Annotated in this window: 21 protein-coding genes; 19 read left to right on the top strand and 2 right to left on the bottom strand. The window is 63.9% G+C overall.

What is annotated here, in order from left to right; translation table 11 throughout:
- The 4 genes from CH266_RS07810 to CH266_RS07795 are packed head-to-tail and all read left to right on the top strand — an operon-like array spanning nt 1 to nt 4,392.
- Nucleotides 1-198, top strand: a complete 198-nt coding sequence (locus CH266_RS07810) for a hypothetical protein (RefSeq protein ID WP_032369733.1) — start codon at nt 1-3, stop codon at nt 196-198.
- Nucleotides 198-938 (top strand): phosphatidylserine decarboxylase, encoded by a 741-nt coding sequence (locus tag CH266_RS07805; RefSeq protein ID WP_032369732.1) that lies wholly within the window; start codon nt 198-200, stop codon nt 936-938. Before CH266_RS07810 ends, CH266_RS07805 begins: the two co-directional genes overlap by 1 nt.
- Nucleotides 935-2,101 carry a hypothetical protein gene (locus tag CH266_RS07800; protein WP_032369731.1) on the top strand — a complete coding sequence of 389 codons (1,167 nt, stop codon included), beginning with the start codon at nt 935-937 and terminating at the stop codon, nt 2,099-2,101. The genes CH266_RS07805 and CH266_RS07800 overlap by 4 nt, the downstream gene beginning before the upstream one ends.
- The gene (locus CH266_RS07795; RefSeq protein ID WP_032369730.1) at nt 2,098-4,392 is read left to right on the top strand and encodes an MMPL family transporter; all 2,295 of its coding nucleotides are present in this window, start codon (nt 2,098-2,100) and stop codon (nt 4,390-4,392) included. The genes CH266_RS07800 and CH266_RS07795 overlap by 4 nt, the downstream gene beginning before the upstream one ends.
- Here CH266_RS07795 and CH266_RS07790 read toward each other — a convergent pair.
- Nucleotides 4,374-5,144 (bottom strand): anti-sigma factor domain-containing protein, encoded by a 771-nt coding sequence (locus tag CH266_RS07790; protein WP_032369729.1) that lies wholly within the window; start codon nt 5,142-5,144, stop codon nt 4,374-4,376. The genes CH266_RS07795 and CH266_RS07790 overlap by 19 nt on opposite strands.
- Nucleotides 5,141-5,674 carry an RNA polymerase sigma factor gene (locus CH266_RS07785; RefSeq protein WP_230073282.1) on the bottom strand — a complete coding sequence of 178 codons (534 nt, stop codon included), beginning with the start codon at nt 5,672-5,674 and terminating at the stop codon, nt 5,141-5,143. The genes CH266_RS07790 and CH266_RS07785 overlap by 4 nt, the downstream gene beginning before the upstream one ends.
- A 143-nt stretch (nt 5,675-5,817) precedes the next feature.
- On the opposite strand from CH266_RS07785, the gene CH266_RS07780 reads away from it, so the two are divergent.
- From CH266_RS07780 to CH266_RS07710, 15 genes are all read left to right on the top strand, one after another.
- The gene (locus CH266_RS07780) at nt 5,818-6,585 is read left to right on the top strand and encodes a CHRD domain-containing protein (RefSeq protein WP_032369727.1); all 768 of its coding nucleotides are present in this window, start codon (nt 5,818-5,820) and stop codon (nt 6,583-6,585) included.
- Between the two features lie 152 nt (nt 6,586-6,737).
- Nucleotides 6,738-7,223 (top strand): class F sortase, encoded by a 486-nt coding sequence (locus CH266_RS07775; RefSeq protein WP_230592922.1) that lies wholly within the window; start codon nt 6,738-6,740, stop codon nt 7,221-7,223.
- A 332-nt stretch (nt 7,224-7,555) separates the two neighbouring features.
- Nucleotides 7,556-8,137: a 50S ribosomal protein L10 gene (rplJ, locus tag CH266_RS07770; RefSeq protein WP_032365266.1), complete on the top strand. Its 582-nt coding sequence runs from the start codon at nt 7,556-7,558 to the stop codon at nt 8,135-8,137.
- An 81-nt stretch (nt 8,138-8,218) separates the two neighbouring features.
- Nucleotides 8,219-8,605 (top strand): 50S ribosomal protein L7/L12, encoded by a 387-nt coding sequence (rplL, locus tag CH266_RS07765; protein ID WP_032365267.1) that lies wholly within the window; start codon nt 8,219-8,221, stop codon nt 8,603-8,605.
- 489 nt (nt 8,606-9,094) lie between these two features.
- Nucleotides 9,095-10,264 carry an ATP-binding cassette domain-containing protein gene (locus tag CH266_RS07760; RefSeq protein WP_094622920.1) on the top strand — a complete coding sequence of 390 codons (1,170 nt, stop codon included), beginning with the start codon at nt 9,095-9,097 and terminating at the stop codon, nt 10,262-10,264.
- Between the two features lie 5 nt (nt 10,265-10,269).
- A complete protein-coding gene (locus CH266_RS07755) occupies nt 10,270-11,064 on the top strand; it encodes an MlaE family ABC transporter permease (RefSeq protein ID WP_032365269.1) in 795 nt (264 codons plus the stop codon).
- A gap of 5 nt (nt 11,065-11,069) precedes the next feature.
- Entirely contained in the window at nt 11,070-11,930 is an 861-nt protein-coding gene (locus CH266_RS07750; protein ID WP_032365270.1) for an MlaE family ABC transporter permease, read from the top strand.
- Nucleotides 11,927-13,282, top strand: coding sequence for an MCE family protein (locus CH266_RS07745; protein WP_032369724.1), 1,356 nt, complete (start codon nt 11,927-11,929; stop codon nt 13,280-13,282). Before CH266_RS07750 ends, CH266_RS07745 begins: the two co-directional genes overlap by 4 nt.
- Nucleotides 13,279-14,346, top strand: coding sequence for an MCE family protein (locus CH266_RS07740; protein ID WP_032369723.1), 1,068 nt, complete (start codon nt 13,279-13,281; stop codon nt 14,344-14,346). The genes CH266_RS07745 and CH266_RS07740 overlap by 4 nt, the downstream gene beginning before the upstream one ends.
- Nucleotides 14,343-15,341, top strand: a complete 999-nt coding sequence (locus CH266_RS07735; RefSeq protein WP_032365273.1) for an MCE family protein — start codon at nt 14,343-14,345, stop codon at nt 15,339-15,341. Before CH266_RS07740 ends, CH266_RS07735 begins: the two co-directional genes overlap by 4 nt.
- Nucleotides 15,341-16,621 (top strand): MCE family protein, encoded by a 1,281-nt coding sequence (locus tag CH266_RS07730; protein ID WP_032369722.1) that lies wholly within the window; start codon nt 15,341-15,343, stop codon nt 16,619-16,621. Before CH266_RS07735 ends, CH266_RS07730 begins: the two co-directional genes overlap by 1 nt.
- A 29-nt stretch (nt 16,622-16,650) precedes the next feature.
- Nucleotides 16,651-17,916, top strand: coding sequence for an MCE family protein (locus CH266_RS07725; protein ID WP_094622919.1), 1,266 nt, complete (start codon nt 16,651-16,653; stop codon nt 17,914-17,916).
- Nucleotides 17,913-19,160 carry an MCE family protein gene (locus CH266_RS07720; RefSeq protein WP_032365276.1) on the top strand — a complete coding sequence of 416 codons (1,248 nt, stop codon included), beginning with the start codon at nt 17,913-17,915 and terminating at the stop codon, nt 19,158-19,160. Before CH266_RS07725 ends, CH266_RS07720 begins: the two co-directional genes overlap by 4 nt.
- Nucleotides 19,161-19,243: 83 nt before the next feature.
- Nucleotides 19,244-19,921 carry a hypothetical protein gene (locus CH266_RS07715; RefSeq protein ID WP_032365277.1) on the top strand — a complete coding sequence of 226 codons (678 nt, stop codon included), beginning with the start codon at nt 19,244-19,246 and terminating at the stop codon, nt 19,919-19,921.
- 58 nt (nt 19,922-19,979) lie between these two features.
- Nucleotides 19,980-20,834: a hypothetical protein gene (locus tag CH266_RS07710; RefSeq protein WP_032369721.1), complete on the top strand. Its 855-nt coding sequence runs from the start codon at nt 19,980-19,982 to the stop codon at nt 20,832-20,834.
- Nucleotides 20,835-20,929 lie beyond the last annotated feature (95 nt).

The following is a 20,929-nucleotide window of genomic DNA, read 5'->3' as shown; positions in this document are numbered from 1 at the left end:
GTGGCAGACGGATTCGAGCCGACCTCGGTGCGGTTGCGGGAACTCTCCCTCGGCCACGAGGTCACCAATGCCGTTCTCTCCGTTGGCTTCTACGTCGTGTGTGCAGCTATCGGGCTGCTGCCCGGTGCGCTACGTCACCGGGCAGCCGACGCGTTCGTGACCTGGTCGGAGAGCATCGACGAACAGCGACATCTGTGATGTCGCTCGGACGAGCACTCGTCGGTGTGGGTGTCGCCGTGGCGGCGCCGTTCGGGCTGTTCCTGTACTGGCGCACCCGGTTCTTCTTCCGAGACCCGCATCGCGTTCCGCCGGCCGATCCGCTGTCGGTGGTGGCACCCGCCGACGGGTTCGTCACGTACGTCAAACGCGTCGACGCGGGTTCGACGGCATTCGCCGTCAAGAAGGGCAGAACCATTCCGCTCGACGAGATCGCGGGTGTGGCAGCGACCGAGAGCGGATACCTCATCGGGATCTACATGTCCGAATACTCCGTGCACCGCAACAGGATTCCGATCTCGGGCACCATCGGTATGCGGCGTCATCGCTCCGCGGCACCGTTCAACAAGTCGATGGCGCGAGTGGGAGCGAACCTGTTGACGCGGCGCACCCCGTACGACGAGGGGTGCGACTACATACTGAGCAACGAGCGGCTCACCATCTCCATCGAACATTCGTCGGGGTCGGTGGTGACGGTGACACAGATAGCGGATCTGTGGGTCGACCGGATCGTCGCGCACGTCGCCGTCGGCGACACCGTCGAACGCGGCGAGCAGTACGGGATGATCCGCTTCGGGTCTCAATGCGACGTGTTCGTCCCCGACGCTCTCGCCGAAACCATCACCGTCCGACCGGGCCAGTACGTGTTCGCGGGGGAGAGCGTCGTCGCCCGCTCACCGATCCCGGTGGCAGACAACACTTCATGTGAGAAGGAACGATGATCACTGTGGACCGGGTCGAGTCCACCCAGGACTGGAACGAATTCAAGGCTGTCACCGATCTCGTCTACCAGGGTGATCCGTACCGATTGCCCGACGAACCCATGGATCTCGATCGGATCCTGATTTCGCCGCCGGTCGCCATCGCGTCGACCCGCGATATCGCGGCCTTCCTCGCACGCGAGAACGGGGTCGTCGTCGGACGAGTCGTGGCCATCCACGACACGAGCTTCACCCAGTACACCGGTGAATCCATCGGCTTCTTCGGGTTCTACGAGGCCGTCGACGATCACGAGGTCGCCACCGGCCTGCTCGACGCCGCGGCGGCGTGGCTTGCCGCGCGCGGGCTCGGCGCGATGTCCGGGCCTTTCGGCCCGTCGATGTTCTACAGCGCGGGCATCGTCGTCGACGACGAGCCTGCCCTTCCGTTGGTGGGCATGCCGCACAATCCTCTGTACTACGCAGCCCATTTCGAGAAGTGGGGGCTCGTGGGGATCAAGGACTTCTACAGCTACCTGTTCGACGACCCGTGCGTGATCTACAACCGCCCCGAATATGCGCGGCACATGCAGATCTTCGAGAAGATCAAGGCGCGTTCGGAAGTGACGTTCCGCTCGATGAAGTACCGAACGGTTCGCCGCGACGCGCGCATCGTGCGCGATCTCTACAACAAGACGTTCGTGAACTTCTGGGGCTTCTCACCACTGTCCTTCGTCGAACTGTTCGAGTTGCTGAAGATGATGCTGCCGGTCCTCGATCGACGGCTCACCCTGCTGGCCGAGTTGGACGGCAAGCCCGTCGGATTTCTGATGGGTATCCCGGACGTCAATCAGGCCGCGGCCAAGGCGGCGCACCTGAAGTCACGGTGGCTGCGAGACCTGGTGACGCTGTGGCACGTCAAGAAGCCGAGCCGGACGGACGTGATCGACGGGGTGCGGGTGGACATGCTGTTCGTCGATCCGGACTGCCCCGATCGCGCGGTGTCGTCGTTGCTGATCATGGAGTTGTCGGTGCGGATGCGCGATCTCGGCTACACCCGGGTGGAGGCAGCGCCGGTGCTCGACGACAGTCCCTGGATGAAGGGATCGGTGCTGACCCGCATGGAGCAGACTCCGCACCGGACGTACCGCATCTACAACTGCGATCTCGAGCTGCCTCGGCCATGATCGATCGGACGGTGGTGCTCGACCGTGCGCAGACCAGGCTCGGCATCGGTGACCGCTGGGGGCAAACGGTCGGCCGTCACAGGTGGCTCGTGCTGGCCGTCTGGCTGTTGCTCGCGGTGGGTTCTGCTGCGCTCTACCCGGCACTGCAGAACTCGTTGGTGGGAGCCAACTTCTCCGTCCCCGGTACCGAATCGAGTCGCGCCGACGCGCTCGTCGAACAGCACTTCTCCTCGTTCGGGTCCGAGCAGCTCGTCGTCACGTTCACGTCGGATCGGGTCCGCGTCGCAGATCCCGCTTTCCGCGAACGCGTCGGCGAGACCGTCTCTGCGCTGCGGCAATCCCCGGATGTGCTGCGGGTCATCGATCCCTACGAGACGGCCGGATTCGTGCCCCAGATCTCCGAGGACGGAACGTCGGCACTGGCTTTCGTCGGTGTCGGCGGCGACCCTCGCGACCGGATCGCGACAGCAGAACGGATGCAGAAGCTCATCGACGGGGCGTCCGCCGGCGGTATCGACGTGGCGGTCACCGGATACTCGCCGATGACCGTCGATCTGACGAAAGTCGAGTCCGACGACGCCGTGCGGGCCGAAAGTATCGGCCTACCACTGGCATTCGTGCTGTTGATCCTGGCTCTCGGATCCGTGGTCGCCGGCATCGTGCCGCTCGTCACCACGGGCATCGGAGTGTTGGCGGCGTTCGGGGTGTTCTCGCTGCTCTCGCACGTCATGACCTTCGACGTCCTCGTGACGACGGTGGCGTCGATGTTCGGTCTCGGTCTGGGCATCGATTACGCGCTCTTCATCGTCAGCCGGTTTCGAGAGGAAATGGACCGCACCACGCTGCCGGGGGGCACCACGGGCCAGGGGCGTACGAATGCGGCCGTCGGGGCCGCGATGGGAACGGCGGGCCACACGATCGTCATCTCCGGGCTGGTCGTGCTCATTTCGCTCGGGGCCCTGGCGATCGTTGATGTTCCTGCCGTGCAGAGTATTTCGTTCGTCGTAGCGCTGACGGTGGCGTGCGTCGTCGTGGTGGCCTGGACGCTGCTACCGGCAATTCTCGCGGTCCTCGGCCCGCAAATCTCGACACTGTCGCTACCGCAGAGGTTTCAGCCTCCGGCGGTCGGTGAGCACGATGCCGCGATACCCACGTGGTGGTCACGGTGGGCGCGACACGTCATCGAACGCCCGTGGCGCTACACGGCCGTCACCGCAGCCGTGCTGCTGGCCGCCCTGGTGCCGATCGGGACCATCCAGTACGGGGTGGACCTCGGAGCCGACGCCCTTGCCGCGGAGCCGAGCGGCCGGGCCAATACGGTCCTCACCGAGAAGTTCGCTCCTGGAACGATTTCGCCGATCACCGTCGTGTTCACCGGCAGTGATGACCGTCCCCTCGAACCGGCGCAGGCGGCCACCGTCGCGGCCTTCGCCGACGACATCCGAGCCGACGGTCGCGTCGATTACGCCCTGGCGCAACAGGACTCCGGTCGCACGCTGCTGATCGTGGTGCCCGCGGTGCCGATCGACTCGACCGAGGCCTCCGACCTGGTCGCGTCGATCCGGTCGCAGGCAGTTGTTGCCGCAGACCGCGACGGCACCACCGTATCGGTCGGCGGAACCACCGCCCTCGTCGTCGATGCCTCCCAGGAGATTTCGAGCAAATTCCTGTGGGTCGTGTTCGCAGTACTGGCATTCTCGCTGGTGTACCTGGGCATCGTCTTTCGGAGCGTGGTGATTCCGATCAAGGCGGTCGCCATGAATGTGCTCGTCACCGGCGCGGCGTTGGGTGCGACGGTGGCGGTGTTCCAGTGGGGATGGGGATCGGCGCTACTCGGGTTCGACAGTCCGGGCTACATCCAGGTGTATCTGCCCGTCACCGTGTTCGCCGTGGTCTTCGGTCTGTCGATGGATTACGAGGTGTTTCTCATCGGCCGGATGCGCGAGGTGTTCGTCTCGCATCGCAACCGACACAGCGTGACCAACACCAGTGCCAACGACACCAGTGCCAACGACACCAGCGCCAACGACACCGCGATCGTCGACGGCCTCGAGCACACCGCCAGGCCGATCACTGCTGCGGCCGCGATCATGATCGCCGTGTTCGCCAGCTTCCTCACTGCCGATGTTCTCGAACTCCAACAGTTCGGGTTCGCGCTCGCTGTCGCCGTTTTGTTCGACGCGGTTCTGGTGCGCATGATGATGGTGCCGGCGATGATGAAGCTGTTCGGCGAGCGAAATTGGTGGCCCGGATTGCGTTCCGAGACAAGCGTTCAGGCAGACGGCACCTGAGCCGACGCGAGTACGACTCCGTCTGAACCCCTGATCTCGATCTCGGCGACGTCGCCGCGCAGGACGGCGGCATTCATCCGGCACTCGATGGTGACGGTGCTGCCGAGGAACGTGCCGGACGGCCGGTCGACGCCCGATCGGTCGACGAGAACGACGTCGTACGGACCGCCCTCGGAGATGCCGTCCATTTCGAGGACGGTTTCCGTTCCCCACGTGTGGGCGACGAGACCGCCTTCGACGTCGACAGTCGGTCCGCTGGTGGTGAACGATATTTCCTCGTAGGCCCCGAGAGTTCCTGGTGGTCCGGTGACCACGACCTGGGGTTCACCGGGCTCGGAGCGGTATGCGTCGATGCCCAGTACTGCTGCACTGCCGACGACGACACCGACGAGCGCTGCGGCAGCGGCCAACCCGGCCGACCCGTTTCTGACACCGAACCGCGGCCTGGCGACCGGCTGCAATCCGGAGCTGTCCGAACGCTCAGGGGCAACCGTGTTCTCGGTGTTGTCGGCGTTCTGTGTGGCGGCCAGGATTCGCTCGCGGAGTCCGGGCGGCGGAGTCGAGTCGAGCCACGGCAGGTTCGGGCCCCGGCGTTCGAGCTGCTCCGTCGTCGCGCGCAGTGCAGCGATCTCGGTGTCGACCGTGGGGTCCGACGCGGCCAGCGCGCGAAGTTCGCCGGCTTCGGCATCGTCGAGATCGTCGCCGACTGCTGCAGCGATCAGCTCTGCTCGCCGATCGGGTGAGGCTGTCATCGGTCCTCCTTTCTGTCGAGGTTTCTGCGTAGTGCCTTCAGGGCGTAGAAGGCGCGGGTGCGGAGCGTGCGTACCGGCACTCCGGTCGATTCCGACAGTTCGGCGTAGCTGCTTCCGGATACGTGCACAGCCACGACGACCTCGCGGTGGTCGGGCGAGAGCTGTGCCAGTGCCGCGATGATGCGGAGCCGCTCGTCGGTGTCGGCGGTGGTGTCGCGCGTGACGGCGCTCGGTCCGCGTTCGTGCTCGTCGGGCCGGTCCGATGTCGTCGCAGGCACTCTCGCCTGGGACCGAACGAGATCGACGATGACGTTTCGCTCGATCGCGAAGAGCCACGTGCGAAGTGAACCTCGGCTCGGGTCGAAGCGCGCTCTGGCCCGCCAGGCCCGCAGGAACGTCTCCTGCACACAATCCTCGGCGAGGGCTCGATCGCGGAGGGCATTGACGGCGTAACCGAGCATCTCCGACGCGTGCTGGTCGTATGCGGCCGCGACATCGAAGTTCAGCTCGATCACGCTCCCGATGCTCATGACAGTGATTACGTCTGCGGCCCCGCAGGCGTTCATATCCAAGACTGGAATATTTCTTTACCGATATTTGAACATCTACGCGCCGACCGTCGTACACCGTGTACGGGCTCGCCTGCCCGATACTTTCATGGAAGGCACACGAGATGATCACACGTTCCACTACACGCCGGGCGGCGTCCGTTCGTAGATCCGCCACGGCACTCGTCGGCGGTACGGCCACCGCGGCGGCGCTGCTGCTGTTCTCGGCGGGCCCGGCCGCTGCCGACACCCCGGTCGCCGAACCGGACAGTTTCACCAGCGCATTCACCGCGATGGCCACGCCCGATCAGGTTCTGAACGGTGACGGCGTGGCCACTCCGGGTCAGCCGGGCGCGATGGGCACCTTCACGCTGCGGATCAATTCCGACCTCGACATCATCTGCTACGACATCTCGCTGAACGGTGTGACAGGTGACTACATGAGCCCGGCCAAGACGGCTACTCATATCCACCAGGCCGCAGCAGGTGCAGCGGGACCGCCGCGCCTCGCGTTCCCGAACCCGACCCCCGTCGGGGACGGCCCGCGCAACAGCAACGGCTGCATGCAGGGTCCGTTCACCACCGGTCTGACCCCGGCCGGTGCCGATGCAGACAGCGGTACCGGATTCACGTTGGACCGGATCGAAGCCGACCCAGCAGGCTTCGCGGCCGACACCCACACCGTCGACTTCTCGGCCGGAGCGGTCCGAGGACAGCTGACCCGGATTCCGGTCGGATCGGTAGCAACCGGAGGTGGCGGCGCGGCGCTCGCCGCGGCATCCGATTCGGCGACCGGTTCCGCAGCTCCCGTCGTCGGCGCGGTAGCCCTCGGCGCGATGGCTGTCGCGGGCGTGACGTTGGTGGCACGGCGCACCCGCGGGGTGCAGAGCTGAAGCTCCCCACGCGGGCTGCACTCGCGGCCGCGGTTCTGACGGCTGCGGTTCTGACGGCGGTGGTGACGGGATGTGGTGCGTCGCCACCGTCGCCACCGTCGCCACCGTCGTCACAACCTGAGCCGGCCCCGACGGTGTCCTCTTTGTCGCCCGTGCCCGTGCCCTCGCCCGAACTGTCCGGCGTAGTGGGGGATCGGCCGATCCCGATGCGCCTGAGCATTCCTGCCATCGCGCTCGACGAGGGGCTCGTCGGCCTGGGTATTGCCGACAGCGGCGAGATGGAGGTACCCACCGACTACGACGACGTCGGGTGGTTCACCGGCGGTGGCCGACCCGGTGGGATCGGCAGTCCGACGGTGTTCGCCGGGCATGTCGACTCGACTACCGGGCCTGCGGTGTTCGATCGGCTGTCGGATCTGAACCCGGGCGATATCGTCACGGTCGGCGACGAAGCAGGTGGCCGAGCGGACTATCGGATCGAGCGCATCGGCGACCACGGCAAGGCGGACTTCCCGACGGCGTCGGTGTTCGGCGCGGTGCCCGGCGACGAGATCCGGTTGATCACCTGTTCGGGCGATTTCGATGCGACCGTGGGCAGTTACGAACGCAACCTGGTCGTCTACGGGGTGCGGCAGTAGCCGATCGTTTTGGAGTTGACCCCCGAGGTGTTGTAGCCTGGTCGACGGTCCAGAAGGAATGTGCTCGCAGTGCGTGCATTTCTTTCGTTCCGCCCAATCAAGTTCTACCCAAGACCGTTGGTCACCGCCTTCTCGAGGGAAATTTCCTGACAGGTGTGCGGTTGAAGGTCCGAGATCGCTTCGGACGGCCCACGCAGGAGAACGCGGTAGGGAACCTGTCGTGCAGCTTCGGCTGCCACTTGTTCACGCCCCGTGTGCTTCCTGCACCGGGGCGTTCGTCGTTTTCCGGCCCTCTCGCGATCGACACAACTTCCCACGAGAGGAGGCGAAGTATGGCAAAGCCCGAAAAGGTCTCCGCAGTTTCGGAGATCACCGACCAGTTCAAGGGTTCGACGGCTGCCGTCGTCACGGAATACCGTGGCCTGTCGGTTTCCGGTCTGACTCAGCTCCGGCGTGCGCTCGGCGAAGGTGCCACGTACTCCGTCGCCAAGAACACCCTGGTCAAGCGCGCAGCTGCCGATGCCGGCATCACCGGCCTCGACGACTTGTTCGTCGGACCGACCGCCATTGCATTCATCAAGGGCGAGCCGGTCGACGCTGCGAAGGCCATCAAGGCCTTCGCGAAGGACAACAAGGCCTTGATCATCAAGGGCGGCTACATGGACGGCGCAACGCTGTCCGTGGACGAGATCAACAAGATCGCAGACCTCGAGTCTCGCGAGATCCTGTTGGCCAAGCTCGCCGGCGCCATGAAGGGCAACTTGTCGAAGGCTGCAGGCCTGTTCAACGCTCCCGCATCGCAGTTCGCCCGCTTGGCGTTCGCGTTGCAGGAGAAGAAGGCTGCCGGCGAACCTGCCGCAGCCGAGGCCCCTGCAGAAGCAGAAGCACCGGCGGAAGCTCCCGCCGAAAGCTGATCCGCTGGCATTAGCGAACAGCTCCACACCAACACCATGTCGCGGATCAGCGGCCAGGTACTTACAGGAAGGACCGCCACCATGGCGAAGCTCAGCACCGAAGAATTGCTCGACCAGTTCAAGGAGCTCACCCTCCTCGAGCTCAGCGAGTTCGTGAAGGCATTCGAGGAGACCTTCGAGGTCACCGCAGCTGCTCCCGTCGCAGTTGCAGCAGCAGGCGGAGCAGGCGCTCCGGCTGAGGCAGCCGAAGAGCAGGACGAGTTCGATGTCGTTCTCGAGTCGGCCGGCGACAAGAAGATCCAGGTCATCAAGGTCGTCCGTGAGGTCGTCTCCGGCCTCGGCCTGAAGGAAGCCAAGGACCTCGTCGAGAGCGCTCCGAAGGCAATCCTGGAGAAGGTCGCCAAGGATGCAGCCGAGGCTGCCAAGGAGAAGCTGGAAGCTGCCGGCGCAAAGATCTCCGTCAAGTAAGACCGCTTCACTGCAGTCGTACTTCGCGCTCTCCACATCGAGCGCACAGAAGGGGCCGTCCTCACTTCGGTGAGGGCGGCCCTTTTCTGTGTTCGGGGGAGGGCTGCTCCTGCGTTCGATGGAGCCTTCTCCTGTGTTCGATGCGGATCGCATCGCGCTGCGTTGTGACCGATCACGGAGTCTTCTCGATCCCGGGACATCGGCAACGCGTCACTGTTTACTCGTGAACGCCGAAGTCCGAAGCTTTCCGAATGGTCTCGGCCGGGTGCAGTTGTGTCTTGTCACAGAATCCGACGGCAGGGACTTGTCACAGTTCGGGCGACTTCCCGACCGGCTCGCGTGAGATGAGCCACACTGATGCAAGCTCTACAGCCTGACTCGGGGAAGTTCTTACTGGGCGGTAAGCTCCTGTGTCGGAGCGGACACGTGCATGGGATACAGTGACGCAACCCACATCCGGGTCGATGTGTATGAATTGTGGAGGTCAGCGTGGGAGTCGAGGTTTCGGTCGAAGGATTGACCAAGTCTTTCGGTGTACAGAAGATTTGGCAGGACGTGACGTTGACTCTGCCGAAGGGTGAAGTCAGTGCATTGCTCGGTCCTTCCGGTACCGGTAAGTCGGTCTTCCTCAAGTCGCTGATCGGTCTCCTTCGCCCCGAGCAGGGCAAGATTTTCATCGACGGAACCGACATCCTGCAGTGCTCCTCGCGTGAGCTCTACGAGATCCGCAAGCTGTTCGGAGTGCTCTTCCAGGACGGTGCCCTGTTCGGCTCGATGAACCTCTACGACAACGTCGCCTTCCCGCTTCGCGAGCACACCAAGAAGTCCGAGTCCGACATTCGCAAGATCGTCATGGAGAAGCTCGAACTGACGGGTCTGCTCGGTGCCGAGGACAAGCTGCCCGGTGAGATCTCCGGTGGTATGCGAAAGCGTGCCGGCCTCGCCCGCGCGCTGGTGCTGGACCCGGAGATCATTCTCGTCGACGAGCCGGACTCCGGCCTCGATCCTGTTCGTACGACGTACATTTCGCAGACATTGATCGACATCAACGCCAACATCGATGCCACGATCCTCATCGTCTCGCACAACATCAATCTGGCTCGAACGGTCCCCGACAACATCGGCATGCTGTTCCGTCGTCAGCTGGTCATGTTCGGCCCCCGTGAGGTGCTGCTCACCAGTGACGAGCCGGTGGTCAAGCAATTCCTGAACGGCACGATGATCGGGCCGATCGGAATGTCGGAAGAGAAGGACGAGGCGCAGATGGCGCAGGAGCAGGCCATGGTCGACGCCGGTCACCACGCCGGTGGCGTCGACGACGTCGAAGGCATCGTGCCGCAGATGAAGGCCACCCCGGGTACGCCGGTGCGCCAAGCCGTCGGACGCAGGCAGGAGCGGGTGCGCCAGATCATGCACACCCTGCCGCACAGCGCTCAGGTCGCGATCCAGGAGAGCCTCGACAGCACCGACTCGGGGCAGCGTTACCCGGCGTACGCAGACCAGCAGGGTTACGACCAGCAGGGCTACGACCAGCAGGGCTACGACCAACAGGGGTACGGCCAGCAGGGCTACGACCAACAGGGGTACAGCCAACAAGGCTACGACCAAGGACATGATCAGCAGGGCTACCAAGCTCCAACACAAGGTCGGGGTCAATAGCAGACATGGGGGGATCGAAGAAGTCCGCGTTCGCGCCCGCGAACGCCGCTCTGACACAAGCGGGCAATATCGTCGAACTGTTCGTCGAGGTGGTCCGAAACACCTTTCGTAGGCCGTTCCAGTTCCGCGAGTTCATCGAGCAGGCCTGGTTCATCGCCAGCGTGACGATTCTGCCGACGGCTCTGGTCGCCATTCCGTTCGGCGCGGTCGTATCGCTGCAGACCGGTTCGCTGATCAAGCAGCTCGGTGCCGAATCGTTCACCGGTGCTGCCAGCGTGCTCGCCGTCATCCAGCAGGGCAGTCCGATCGTGACCGCCCTCTTGGTGGCCGGTGCGGCCGGTTCTGCCGTCACCGCCGACCTCGGTTCTCGCACCATTCGCGAGGAGATCGACGCGATGCGGGTACTGGGAATCGATCCGGTTCACCGCCTCGTCGTTCCGCGAGTGCTGGCCATGATCCTCGTGGCGCTGCTGCTCAACGGACTCGTCTCGGTCGTCGGCATCGTCGGTGGCTACTTCTTCAACGTGATCCTGCAGGGTGGTACCCCCGGTGCCTACCTGGCGTCGTTCTCCGCGTTGGCTCAGCTGCCCGATCTGTATGTCGCAGAAGCGAAAGCGGCGATCTTCGGTCTCATCGCCGGCATCATCGCGTCGTACAAGGGCCTGAATCCCAACCCCGGCCCCAAGGGCGTCGGTGAAGCTGTGAACCAGACGGTTGTCATCACGTTCCTGTTGCTGTTCTTCGCCAACCTCATTCTCACCCTGGTCTACCTCCAGGTCGTACCAGCGAAGGGAGCGTAACCGCGATGACGATCGCCAGAGGTCGCGGTGACCGCACGCTGATGCGCGTCAAGCGCGTCGGCAATGCCCCGCTCAACGTGCTCGATCGCGCAGGCGAGCAGATGTCGTTCTACCTGCGGGCCATCGGGTGGATACCCAAGACCGCAGTCCATTACAAGAAGGAAGTTCTTCGCCTGCTGGCGGAGGTCACCTTCGGCAGCGGCGCGCTCGCCGTCATCGGCGGCACCATCGGTGTCATCGTGATGATGTCCGGCTTCACCGGCATCGTCGTCGGTCTGCAGGGTTACGCCGCCCTGGAACAGCTCGGCAGCTCGGTCTTGACCGGCTTTCTGTCGGCCTACGTCAATACCCGTGAAATTGCACCGATCGTGGCCGGGCTTGCACTGTCCGCCACCGTCGGTTGTGGTTTCACCGCCCAGCTCGGCGCGATGCGTATCTCGGAGGAGATCGACGCACTCGAAGTCATGGCAGTGCCCAGCGTGCCGTTCCTCGTCACCACCCGCATGATCGCCGGATTCGTCGCGGTGATCCCGCTCTACATCGTCGGTCTGCTTGCCTCGTACGTCGCTTCCCGCGGAATCAGCACGATCTTCAACGGGCAGTCGTCCGGCTCGTACGACCACTACTTCAACTTGTTCCTACCTCCAGAAGATGTGCTGTATTCCTTCCTCAAGGTGCTCATCTTCGCGTTCGTGCTGATCATGATCCACTGCTACTACGGCTACCACGCCTCCGGCGGACCGGCAGGCGTCGGCGTCGCGGTGGGTCGCGCAGTACGTACGGCGATCGTCACGATCGCGGTACTGGACTTCTTCCTGAGCCTCGCGATCTGGGGCACGACCACCACAGTGAGGGTTGCCGGATGATCGACTCGCCGTCGCGACTGAAGCGAGTACTGCTCGGACTTGCGTTCTTCTTGGTACTCATCCTGTTTCTCGGATGGAGCATCACCTCCTACAACAAGACGTTCAAATCGGTCGTCAACGTCAGCCTCGAAACCGACTCGGTCGGCAACGCTCTGCCGATGAACGCAGATGTGAAGGTGCGCGGCATGATCGTCGGCGAGGTGCGCTCGGCGTCGACCGTCGACGGCGTCGTCACCTCGCAGCTCGCCATCGATCCGGACAAGGCTCCGCTGATCCCGTCGAATGCCACTGCGCGGCTGCTGCCGAAGACCCTGTTCGGCGAGCGCTACGTCTCGCTGATCGTGCCCGAGAACGATTCGGCGTCGCCGATCTCCGACGGCACCGTTCTTCGACAGGACACCAGCGGCAACGCGATCGAGGTCGGGCAGCTGCTCGACGGGTTGCTGCCGTTGCTGCAAGCCATCCCGCCGCAGGACCTCGCCAATACCCTCGGGTCGCTGGCACAAGGCCTGAGCGGACGCGGCGAGCAGCTCGGACAGACCATCGACGACCTCACCGATGTCGTTTCCGGTCTCAACACCGAACTGCCGAACATCCAGCAGACGCTGGTGGGTCTCGCCGACTTCTCCCAGACCTACGCAGACGCGGCACCGGAGCTGATCTCGGCGCTGGACAACCTGCGTACGACGGGTAATACGGTCGTCGAGCGGCAGTCCAGCCTCGAGACGCTCTACGGCTCGCTGACGTCGGCATCGAACACGACCGCCGATTTCTTGCAGGTCAACTCCGAGAATCTGATCGGTCTCGCCTCGAACTCGCGAGAGGCTCTCGATTTGCTGGCCGAGTTCTCGCCGACGTTCGGCTGCACCTTCAGTCAGTTCGCCGAAGGTGCCAGGCGCGGCAAGATCGTCCTCGGTGAGGGCGACGAGTACCCCGGAATCAACGTGTCCGCATCGTTCGTCAACCCGAAGGGCCGTTACTTGCCGAACCAGGACGAGCCACGGCTGTTCGACGACCGCGGAGCCACCTGCTTCGAGCCGGCAGCACCGGGAGAGTTCTTCCCGCAGTACCCGGGAGGTTCGGTCAACGACGGGTCCTACCAGGTACCGACCCGTAATCCCGGCCCGCAGGAGATCCCCGGGCAGGGCCCACCGAAGTCGGCTCAGAGTTCCATCGTTCCCGCTGTCTCCGCGTCTGCGCAGCCCGCGAGCTACGAGGGCTCGGACTTCGAGCGTGACACTCTTGCCGTCATCTACGGACAAGCGAGTGGTGTTGCACCAGAGACTGTTCCGTCGTGGGCCGCCGCACTCGGCGCACCGGCATTGAGAGGAGTGGAGGTGACCGTGCCATGAGAGGCCTTCTCGCGCCGATCATCAAGTTGGTCGTGTTCGCCGTGATCACGATCATCGCCACGGCCACCCTGGCCTTCACCATCGCGAACTCGAGCGGTGGTGGCGGCACCAAGTTCTCGGCCTTGTTCACCGATGTCACCTCGCTCAACGAGGGTGACGAGATCCGAATCGCCGGCGTTCGCGTCGGGCAGGTCGACAAGATCGAGATCGCCAACGAACGAGAGGCGAAGGTCGACTTCACGCTGAGCAGTCGCGACTGGCTGCCGGCGAGTTCGACTGCCACCATTCGCTTCCGCAACCTGGTCGGTCAGCGCTACATCGCCATCGAGCAGGGTTCGGGCGATCAGGGCAAGAAGATCACCGGGGGAGCGACCATTCCTCTCGAGCGCACCAAGCCCGCGGTGAACCTGACGACTCTGTTCGACGGATTCCGCCCGCTGTTCACCACGCTCAGCGCAGATGACGTCAACAAGCTCTCGTACCAGATCATCCAGGTGTTCCAGGGGGAATCGGGCACCATCAACGAACTGGTCAAGAACACTGCGAGTCTGACCAACACCGTGGCCGACAAGGATCAGGTCATCGGTCAGGTCATCACCAACCTCAACAACGTGCTCGCCACGGTCAACCAGAACGACGGGCAGCTCGACAGCCTCATCGTCAACACTCAGCAGCTCGTGTCGGGCCTGTCGGCCGACCGCGACGTCGTCGGCTCGGCCGTGACCTCGCTGGCCGGACTGACCAACGCCACCGCGGACCTGCTCGAGCCGACACGGCCGTCGATCCAGGGTTCGGTCACAGCGCTGAACACGTTGTCGGAGACCATCAATCGACGCAGCGCCGACGTGGACGCGGTCCTCGGAAATCTGCCGGTCAAGCTCGACAAGCTGATTCGTACGGCTCAGCAGGGATCCTGGTTCACGTTCTACCTCTGCGGTATCGACATCGTCGCCGGACCGGGGTATTCGCCGAACCTGAATTTGCCGACCGGGCTTCCGACCGTCAATCAGCCCCTGTACACGAACTCGGCAGAGCGCTGCAAAGCTGGGGGGATCAAGCAATGACATCTCGACGTAGTCCGGCCACCATCGGGGCACTGGGAATCGCGATCATCCTGCTCGCCACGATGTCGGTCTTCTTCCTCGACCGTCTCCCGATCATCGGTGCAGGTTCGGTGTACACCGCGGAGTTCAGTGAAGCCGCAGGTCTGAAGCCGTCCAACGAAGTCCGTATCGCGGGGGTCAAGGTCGGCAAGGTCACCGACGTGCGGCTCGACGGCGACCGGGTGCTCGTGGACTTCACGGTGCAGGACGCCTGGGTCGGCAACGAGTCGCGAGCGGCCATCGCCATCAAGACTCTGCTGGGGCAGAAGTACCTGGCACTGGATCCGAGTGGCTCGGACACCCTGAGCCCGAAAGATCCGATTCCGTTGGCGCGCACCACCTCTCCGTACGACGTCATCGACGCGTTCTCGGCGGCGGCGTCGACGATCAACGACATCGACACCGACCAGCTCGCCACCAGCATGCGGACGCTGTCCGATGCGTTCTCCGAGACCCCGGCCAACATCAGAGCCTCGCTCGACGGCGTGACTCGGTTGTCGCAGACGGTGGCCAGCCGCGACGAGGAACTCAAGAAGTTGTTCGCAGCTACCGGCGAGACCTCCAAGGTGCTGGCCGACCGCAACGAGCAGTTCAACAAGCTCATCACCGATGCCGGTCCACTGCTCGAGGAGCTCAACAATCGTCAGCAGGCAATTTCGCAGCTGCTCACCGGAACTCAACGAGTGTCTCAGGAGCTGACGGGTCTGGTTCGTGACAACGAGGCAACCATCAACCCGATGTTGCAACAGCTCAACGGCGTCATCGACATCCTGCAACGCAACAACGACAATCTCGACCGGGCGCTGAAGCTGTACGAGCCGTTCATCCGGCTCTACACCAACGTGACCGGTAACGGCCGATGGCTCGACATCGTTCTGGCCAACCTCACCCCACCCGGAGTTCCGTTGATACCTGGTTACCGCCAGCCCGCGCTCGACACGTTGGCGGGGAACTGATGACAGAGACTCAGGCAGCACCGAGGAACAAGAACAAGCTCGCGCTGATCGCGGTCGTCGTGATCGTGGCGCTGGTTCTGGCCGTCGCCGGCTGGTGGCTGTTCACCAGGGCCGGTTCGACCAAGATCACCGCCTACTTCGACAAGTCGATCGGCATCTACTCGGGATCCGAGGTCAGAGTTCTCGGCGTCAAGGTGGGTACCGTCGAATCGGTCACGCCGTTGGGTGAGGACGTCGAGGTCGTCATGCGAGTCGATCGCGGCATCGACATTCCGGCCGACGCGAAGGCCGTCCAGGTCACCCCGTCGCTCGTCGCCGACCGTTACGTCCAGCTCTCGCCCGTCTACACCGGCGGCGACACCATGGCCAGCGGCACGACGATCGGCCGTGATCGCACTGCCACTCCCGTCGAGGTCGACGAGCTGTACAAGTCGATCAACGATCTGTCCACTGCTCTCGGTCCGGACGGCGCGAACAAGGACGGCGCTCTCACCGACCTCGTGAACACCGGTGCGGCGAACCTCGACGGCAACGGGGAAGCGTTGGGCAACAGCATCACTCAGCTCTCGGCTGCCGGCCGCACGTTGAGCGACTCGCGCTCCGATGTCTTCGACACGATCAAGAATCTGCAGACCTTCGTCAGTGCGCTGGCCGTCAACGATCAGCAGGTTCGCAACTTCAACAGTCAGCTCGCCGATCTGACGGGTTTCCTGTCGGGCCAGCGCGAGGACTTGGGAGCCGCCCTGCAACAGCTCTCGGTGTCCCTCGGTGACGTGGCGACGTTCGTGGCGGACAACCGGACCGAGCTGACCACCGCAGCGAACGGTCTGGTGGTCCCCACTCAGACCCTCGCCGACAACCGTGAGCAGCTCGTGCAAACTCTGACGCTGCTGCCGTTGGCCATCAGCAACCTGGTCAACGCCTACGACGCAGAATCCGGCACGCTGGCCACGCGTGCCAATCTGCAGAACGAGACCCAGGATCCGCTCGGAACCGTCTGCCGATTGCTCGACCTCGGCAAGCTGGTACCCGGTGACCCGCGTTTCGAGGCGCTCGGTGCGCAGATTCAGCCGATCATCGATCAGTGCGCCAACATCACCACCATGATCCAGGCTCCTCTTGCCGACCAGAATCGGCTTGTGTTGCCGTTCGGGGTTCTCACCAACGACATCGAGCAGAACGTGTCCGTGCCGGGCACCGTGCCGGGCAACGTCTCGCCGAGACTGGGGTCCACCACCATGCCAGGTCTCGAGCAGTCGCTCATCGGGGGAGGACAGTGATGACCTCTGTGAATCGGAATCGAGCTCGCGTGAAACGTTCGTTGACCCTCGGAGCCGGGTTGTGCGTGGTGGCGCTGTCTGCCGGCGCGTGCTCGTCGGCCGGCATCTATGCCATCCCGCTGCCCGGTGGTGCCGACGTCGGCGACAACCCGTTCAATCTGACGGTGCAGTTCGACGATGTGCTGGACCTGGTGCCGCAGTCGACCGTCAAGGTCGACGGTGTTCCCGTCGGTCGCGTCGACTCCATCTCGGTGCCGAACGACGGGTGGACCGCCGATGTCAACGTCATCCTGAACTCCGACGTGGATCTGCCGGCCAACGCGATCGCGTCGGTGCAGCAGACCAACCTGCTCGGTGAGAAGTTCGTGCAGCTCTCCGCACCTCCCGGTGACGAAGAGGCTGCACGTCTGCAGGACGGTGCCACGATCCCGCTCGATCGCACCCGCCATGCAACCGACATCGAGCAGGTACTCGGTGCCCTGTCGCTGCTGCTCAACGGCGGCGGCGTCGGGCAGCTCTCGCCGATCGTCAAAGAGCTGAGCACGGCGTTCGACGGTCGCGAAGGCAAGACCAAAGAGCTTCTGCAGCAGGCCAATACGTTGATCGACGGTCTCAATCAGCAGCGCGACGACATCACCCGCGCCATCGACGGTCTCGACACTCTCAGTGGTCGCGTCAACTCGCAGACCGACAAGATCGACGCAGTTCTCAAAGACCTGCCGATCGCGACGGAAGTTCTCGAGAAGCAACGCCCGCAGCTCACCGAGATGCTCGGGGCACTCGATCGACTCGGGGCCGTCGGCACCGATGTCATCGATCGCTCCAAGGACGACCTGATCGCAGATCTGCGTGCACTGCGTCCGACGCTGCAGGCCCTTGCCGATTCCGCGGACGACGTCGTCACCTCCCTCGCGGTGATCCCGACACTGCCGTTCGCGGACGGCACCGAGAAGATCATCGAGGGCAACTCGGCCAACCTGTTCCTCTCGCTGGATCTCTCGATCGGTACGGCGCTGCGGAACTTCGGTGTGGGAGAGGGCGATCCGGTCTACATCCAGCCGAAGTACGGCAACACGCTGCCGGTCGTGGATCCGTCGAATCCGTACTACAACGGAAACGGCCCGCGTCCGGGCTGGCCGACGATCTCGCTGCTGCCGTTGCCGCCCATCATTCCGTCGCCGGTTCCCGGACCGGGTGCGCCTGCGGGTGAGGCCGCCGGTGCTGCCGAGCCTGCACCGTTCGACCCGTTGGCTCCCGTGACCGATCTGCTCGAACGATTCGGAGTTGGACAGTGAGATCGAAGCTCGTTCGCTTTCAGTTGGTCGCGTTCGTCGTGGTCGCCCTGCTCGGGCTGATCTACGTCGGTGGCAAGTACGTCCGCCTGGACAACATGCTCGGGTTCGGGCAGTACGAGGTCGCACTGAACCTGGCCGACTCCGGCGGTATCTTCTCCAATGCCGAGGTGACGTACCGCGGTGTGCCGGTCGGAACCGTCGGCGATCTGCAGTTGACGTCGGACGGTGTCCGGGTGGCGCTCAAACTCGACAACGGTGGACCCGACATCCCGGCCGACACCAAGGCCGTCGTTGCGAACCGTTCCGCGATCGGCGAGCAGTTCGTCGACCTGCAGCCGCAGTCCGATCAGGGTCCGTTCCTGGTGGACGGTTCGGAAATCGCACAGGCCGACACCGCCACGCCGGTTCCGGTGGAGGACGTGCTCGCGAACACGAACACCTTGGTCAGGTCGGTGCCGCTGGACACGTTGACCAATGTGGTCAACGAGCTCGGTGTCGCGTTCGACGGCAAGGGCAACGACCTGCAGTCTCTGGTCGATTCGCTCGGGAACATCTCCGAGTCGGCCAACGAGGCTCTGCCGCAGACTCTGTCGCTGGTTCGTGACGCGGTGCCGGTGCTCGACACTCAATCCGAGCAGTCGGATCTGATTCGCGAATTCAGCACGAGCCTGGATCAGGTGACGGCTCAGCTGAAGTCGAGCGATCCCGATATCCGTCGTCTCATCGATACCGGAACTGCTGCCGGAGACCAGGTCGGTGGTCTCATCACCGATGCAGGCCCGGCGTTGACGACCGATATCAACAATCTGGCCCTGGTCGCGGCCCAGGCCGAGCCGCGTACGGTCGCGCTCCGTCCGTTCCTGACGTTCCTGCCTGCACTCGGTGCCGGTATCTCGACCATCGTCCCGAACGACGGCACTATCCATCAGGGTCTGTTGCTCGAAACCAACAACCCGCCGCCGTGCACCGTCGGCTACGAGGGCAGCCAGGCCATCCTGGACGAGGAGAAGCGGAAGAATCCGAACTTCGACGAGACTCGGGAGAACTACCCACTGAACCTCGACGCGAACTGCGCGACGCCGCAGGGCAGCGTCACCGGTGTCCGTAGCGCGAACCGAATCGTGTTCGCCGATCCGGACGTGCCGCAGCCGTGGGACCTCAAGCCCAAGGTCGATCCCGAGAAGCTCAACCTCAACCCCATCGCCACCCAGTTGGCACCGCTCCTCGGCGTCACGCCGAAGTAGCGGGACCGAAGGAACTGCTGCTCAGCACTACTATCGGGCCGAGAGCGGTTCGGCCGGATATTACCGAGTAGTAGGGTGACAGTGTGAACTCGAGCACCGAAACCCTGGAGTCGCCCGCGACTCCAGGGTCAAGCAAGACAGCAAAGATTCTGTTGGCCGTCGTCACGGTGATTGCCGTGGCGGCGCTCGCAGCGGCCGTGTTCTTCGGATACGGCTGGGGCACGGCGCTGTTGAGTGAGAAGCCCACCGCCGACACCCGCGATGCGGCGCTCACCGGCGCTCAGCAGGCTGCGGTCAACCTGAACACTGTGGATGCAGCCAACATCGACCAGTCGTTCGACAACATGAAGTCCTCGATCACCGGTGATCTGATGCTCAACGATCTGGAGCAGACCCGTTCGGGAATCACCGATCAGGTTCGTCAGTCCGGTGCCAAGAGCGAGGCCGAGGTGCTGCACGGCACCCTCACCGAGCTGAGCACCGACGAGAACACCGCAACGGCGCTCGTCGTCATCGCCACGACCACCACCTGGCCCGACCGGGTGGAGCGCAGCAAGCTGACCATGCGGATGGCCATGGAAGACGTAGACGGGGTGTGGAAGACCAACAAGGTCGATCCCATCGGTTCGCGGATCTCTCTCGACAACCCGAACACCAATCCCGTCATTCCGACGGAACCGGGTGGTCCCACCGACCCCAACGCGGTCGACCCCAGTACGGAAGCGACGCCGGCCCCCCAGCCGAACACCGGCGGCAACTGAGTTTGCCGGCAGCGCCGTCGTCCATCTGTACAGAAGTAAGCCTCGAAGGAGTTCTGCAGTGCCTCCCCAGCGTCGCAAGATCGTTCCCCCCACGACCACCAGCAAGGTACGGCGAAAGGTAGCCGGCACCGCCAAGCCCACGTCGGCCGAGACCGACGCACCGGCACCCGAGACAACGGCACCCGACACAACGGCTGCCGAGACAGCCGTCGGCACCACACCCGCGTCGGAGAAGCCCAGACTGGACAAGACAGATCCGGTCGAGACGGATACGGCCACGACAGCTCCGGCCACGACACAGCCAGCCGAGACGCAGCCCGTAGACACGCAGCAGGGATCGCGCCCGTCCAGGGCCGGGCTGAAGAAACCGGTCGCGCCCACCTCGACCTCGACCGAGACGACCGAATCGCCGAAATCGGCGTCGGGTATCGGGTTCAAGCACGTGATCGTGGTCGCGGTCATCGCCGTGGTTCTCGGTGCTTTCGCAGCCGTCGCTGCATTCAAGCCGTTCGCGACGATCGACAACAAGGCGTGGGTGGATTCTTCGGCGACGCAAGAGGTGACGTCGGCAGCTACCGACGCTCTGCAGACCCTGTACACGTACAAGGCCGAGACGATCGATGCAGATTTCGATGCGGCGCGGGCGGTGCTCAATCAGTCGATGCTCGACGAGTTCAACTCCACCGCCGACACCACCAAATCTGCTGTGGTGCAAACCGATACCGGCACCGAGGCAATGGTCACCGATATCGGCGTCTCGCGACTCGAGGACGACAAGGCCGAACTGATCGCGAACGTCAACATCAGCGCGACTCAGAACGGCGTTGCCTCCGGCAGTGCGGAAGGCCCTCTGACGGTCAACATGGAGAAGATCGACGGCACCTGGAAGTTGTCGGCGATCGACGACCAGTAGACCCTGGCTGGTCGATACTTCGGCCCCGTCCGATGCAGCGTCAGCGCTGCTCGGACGGGGCTTTTCGTTGTTTTCACGGTCACCGTCGGTGTCCC

Origin of the sequence: Rhodococcus sp. 06-1474-1B, assembly GCF_002258885.1 — a bacterium.
Taxonomy (GTDB): domain Bacteria; phylum Actinomycetota; class Actinomycetes; order Mycobacteriales; family Mycobacteriaceae; genus Rhodococcoides; species Rhodococcoides fascians.
This window is presented reverse-complemented; position numbering and strand designations above follow the sequence as displayed.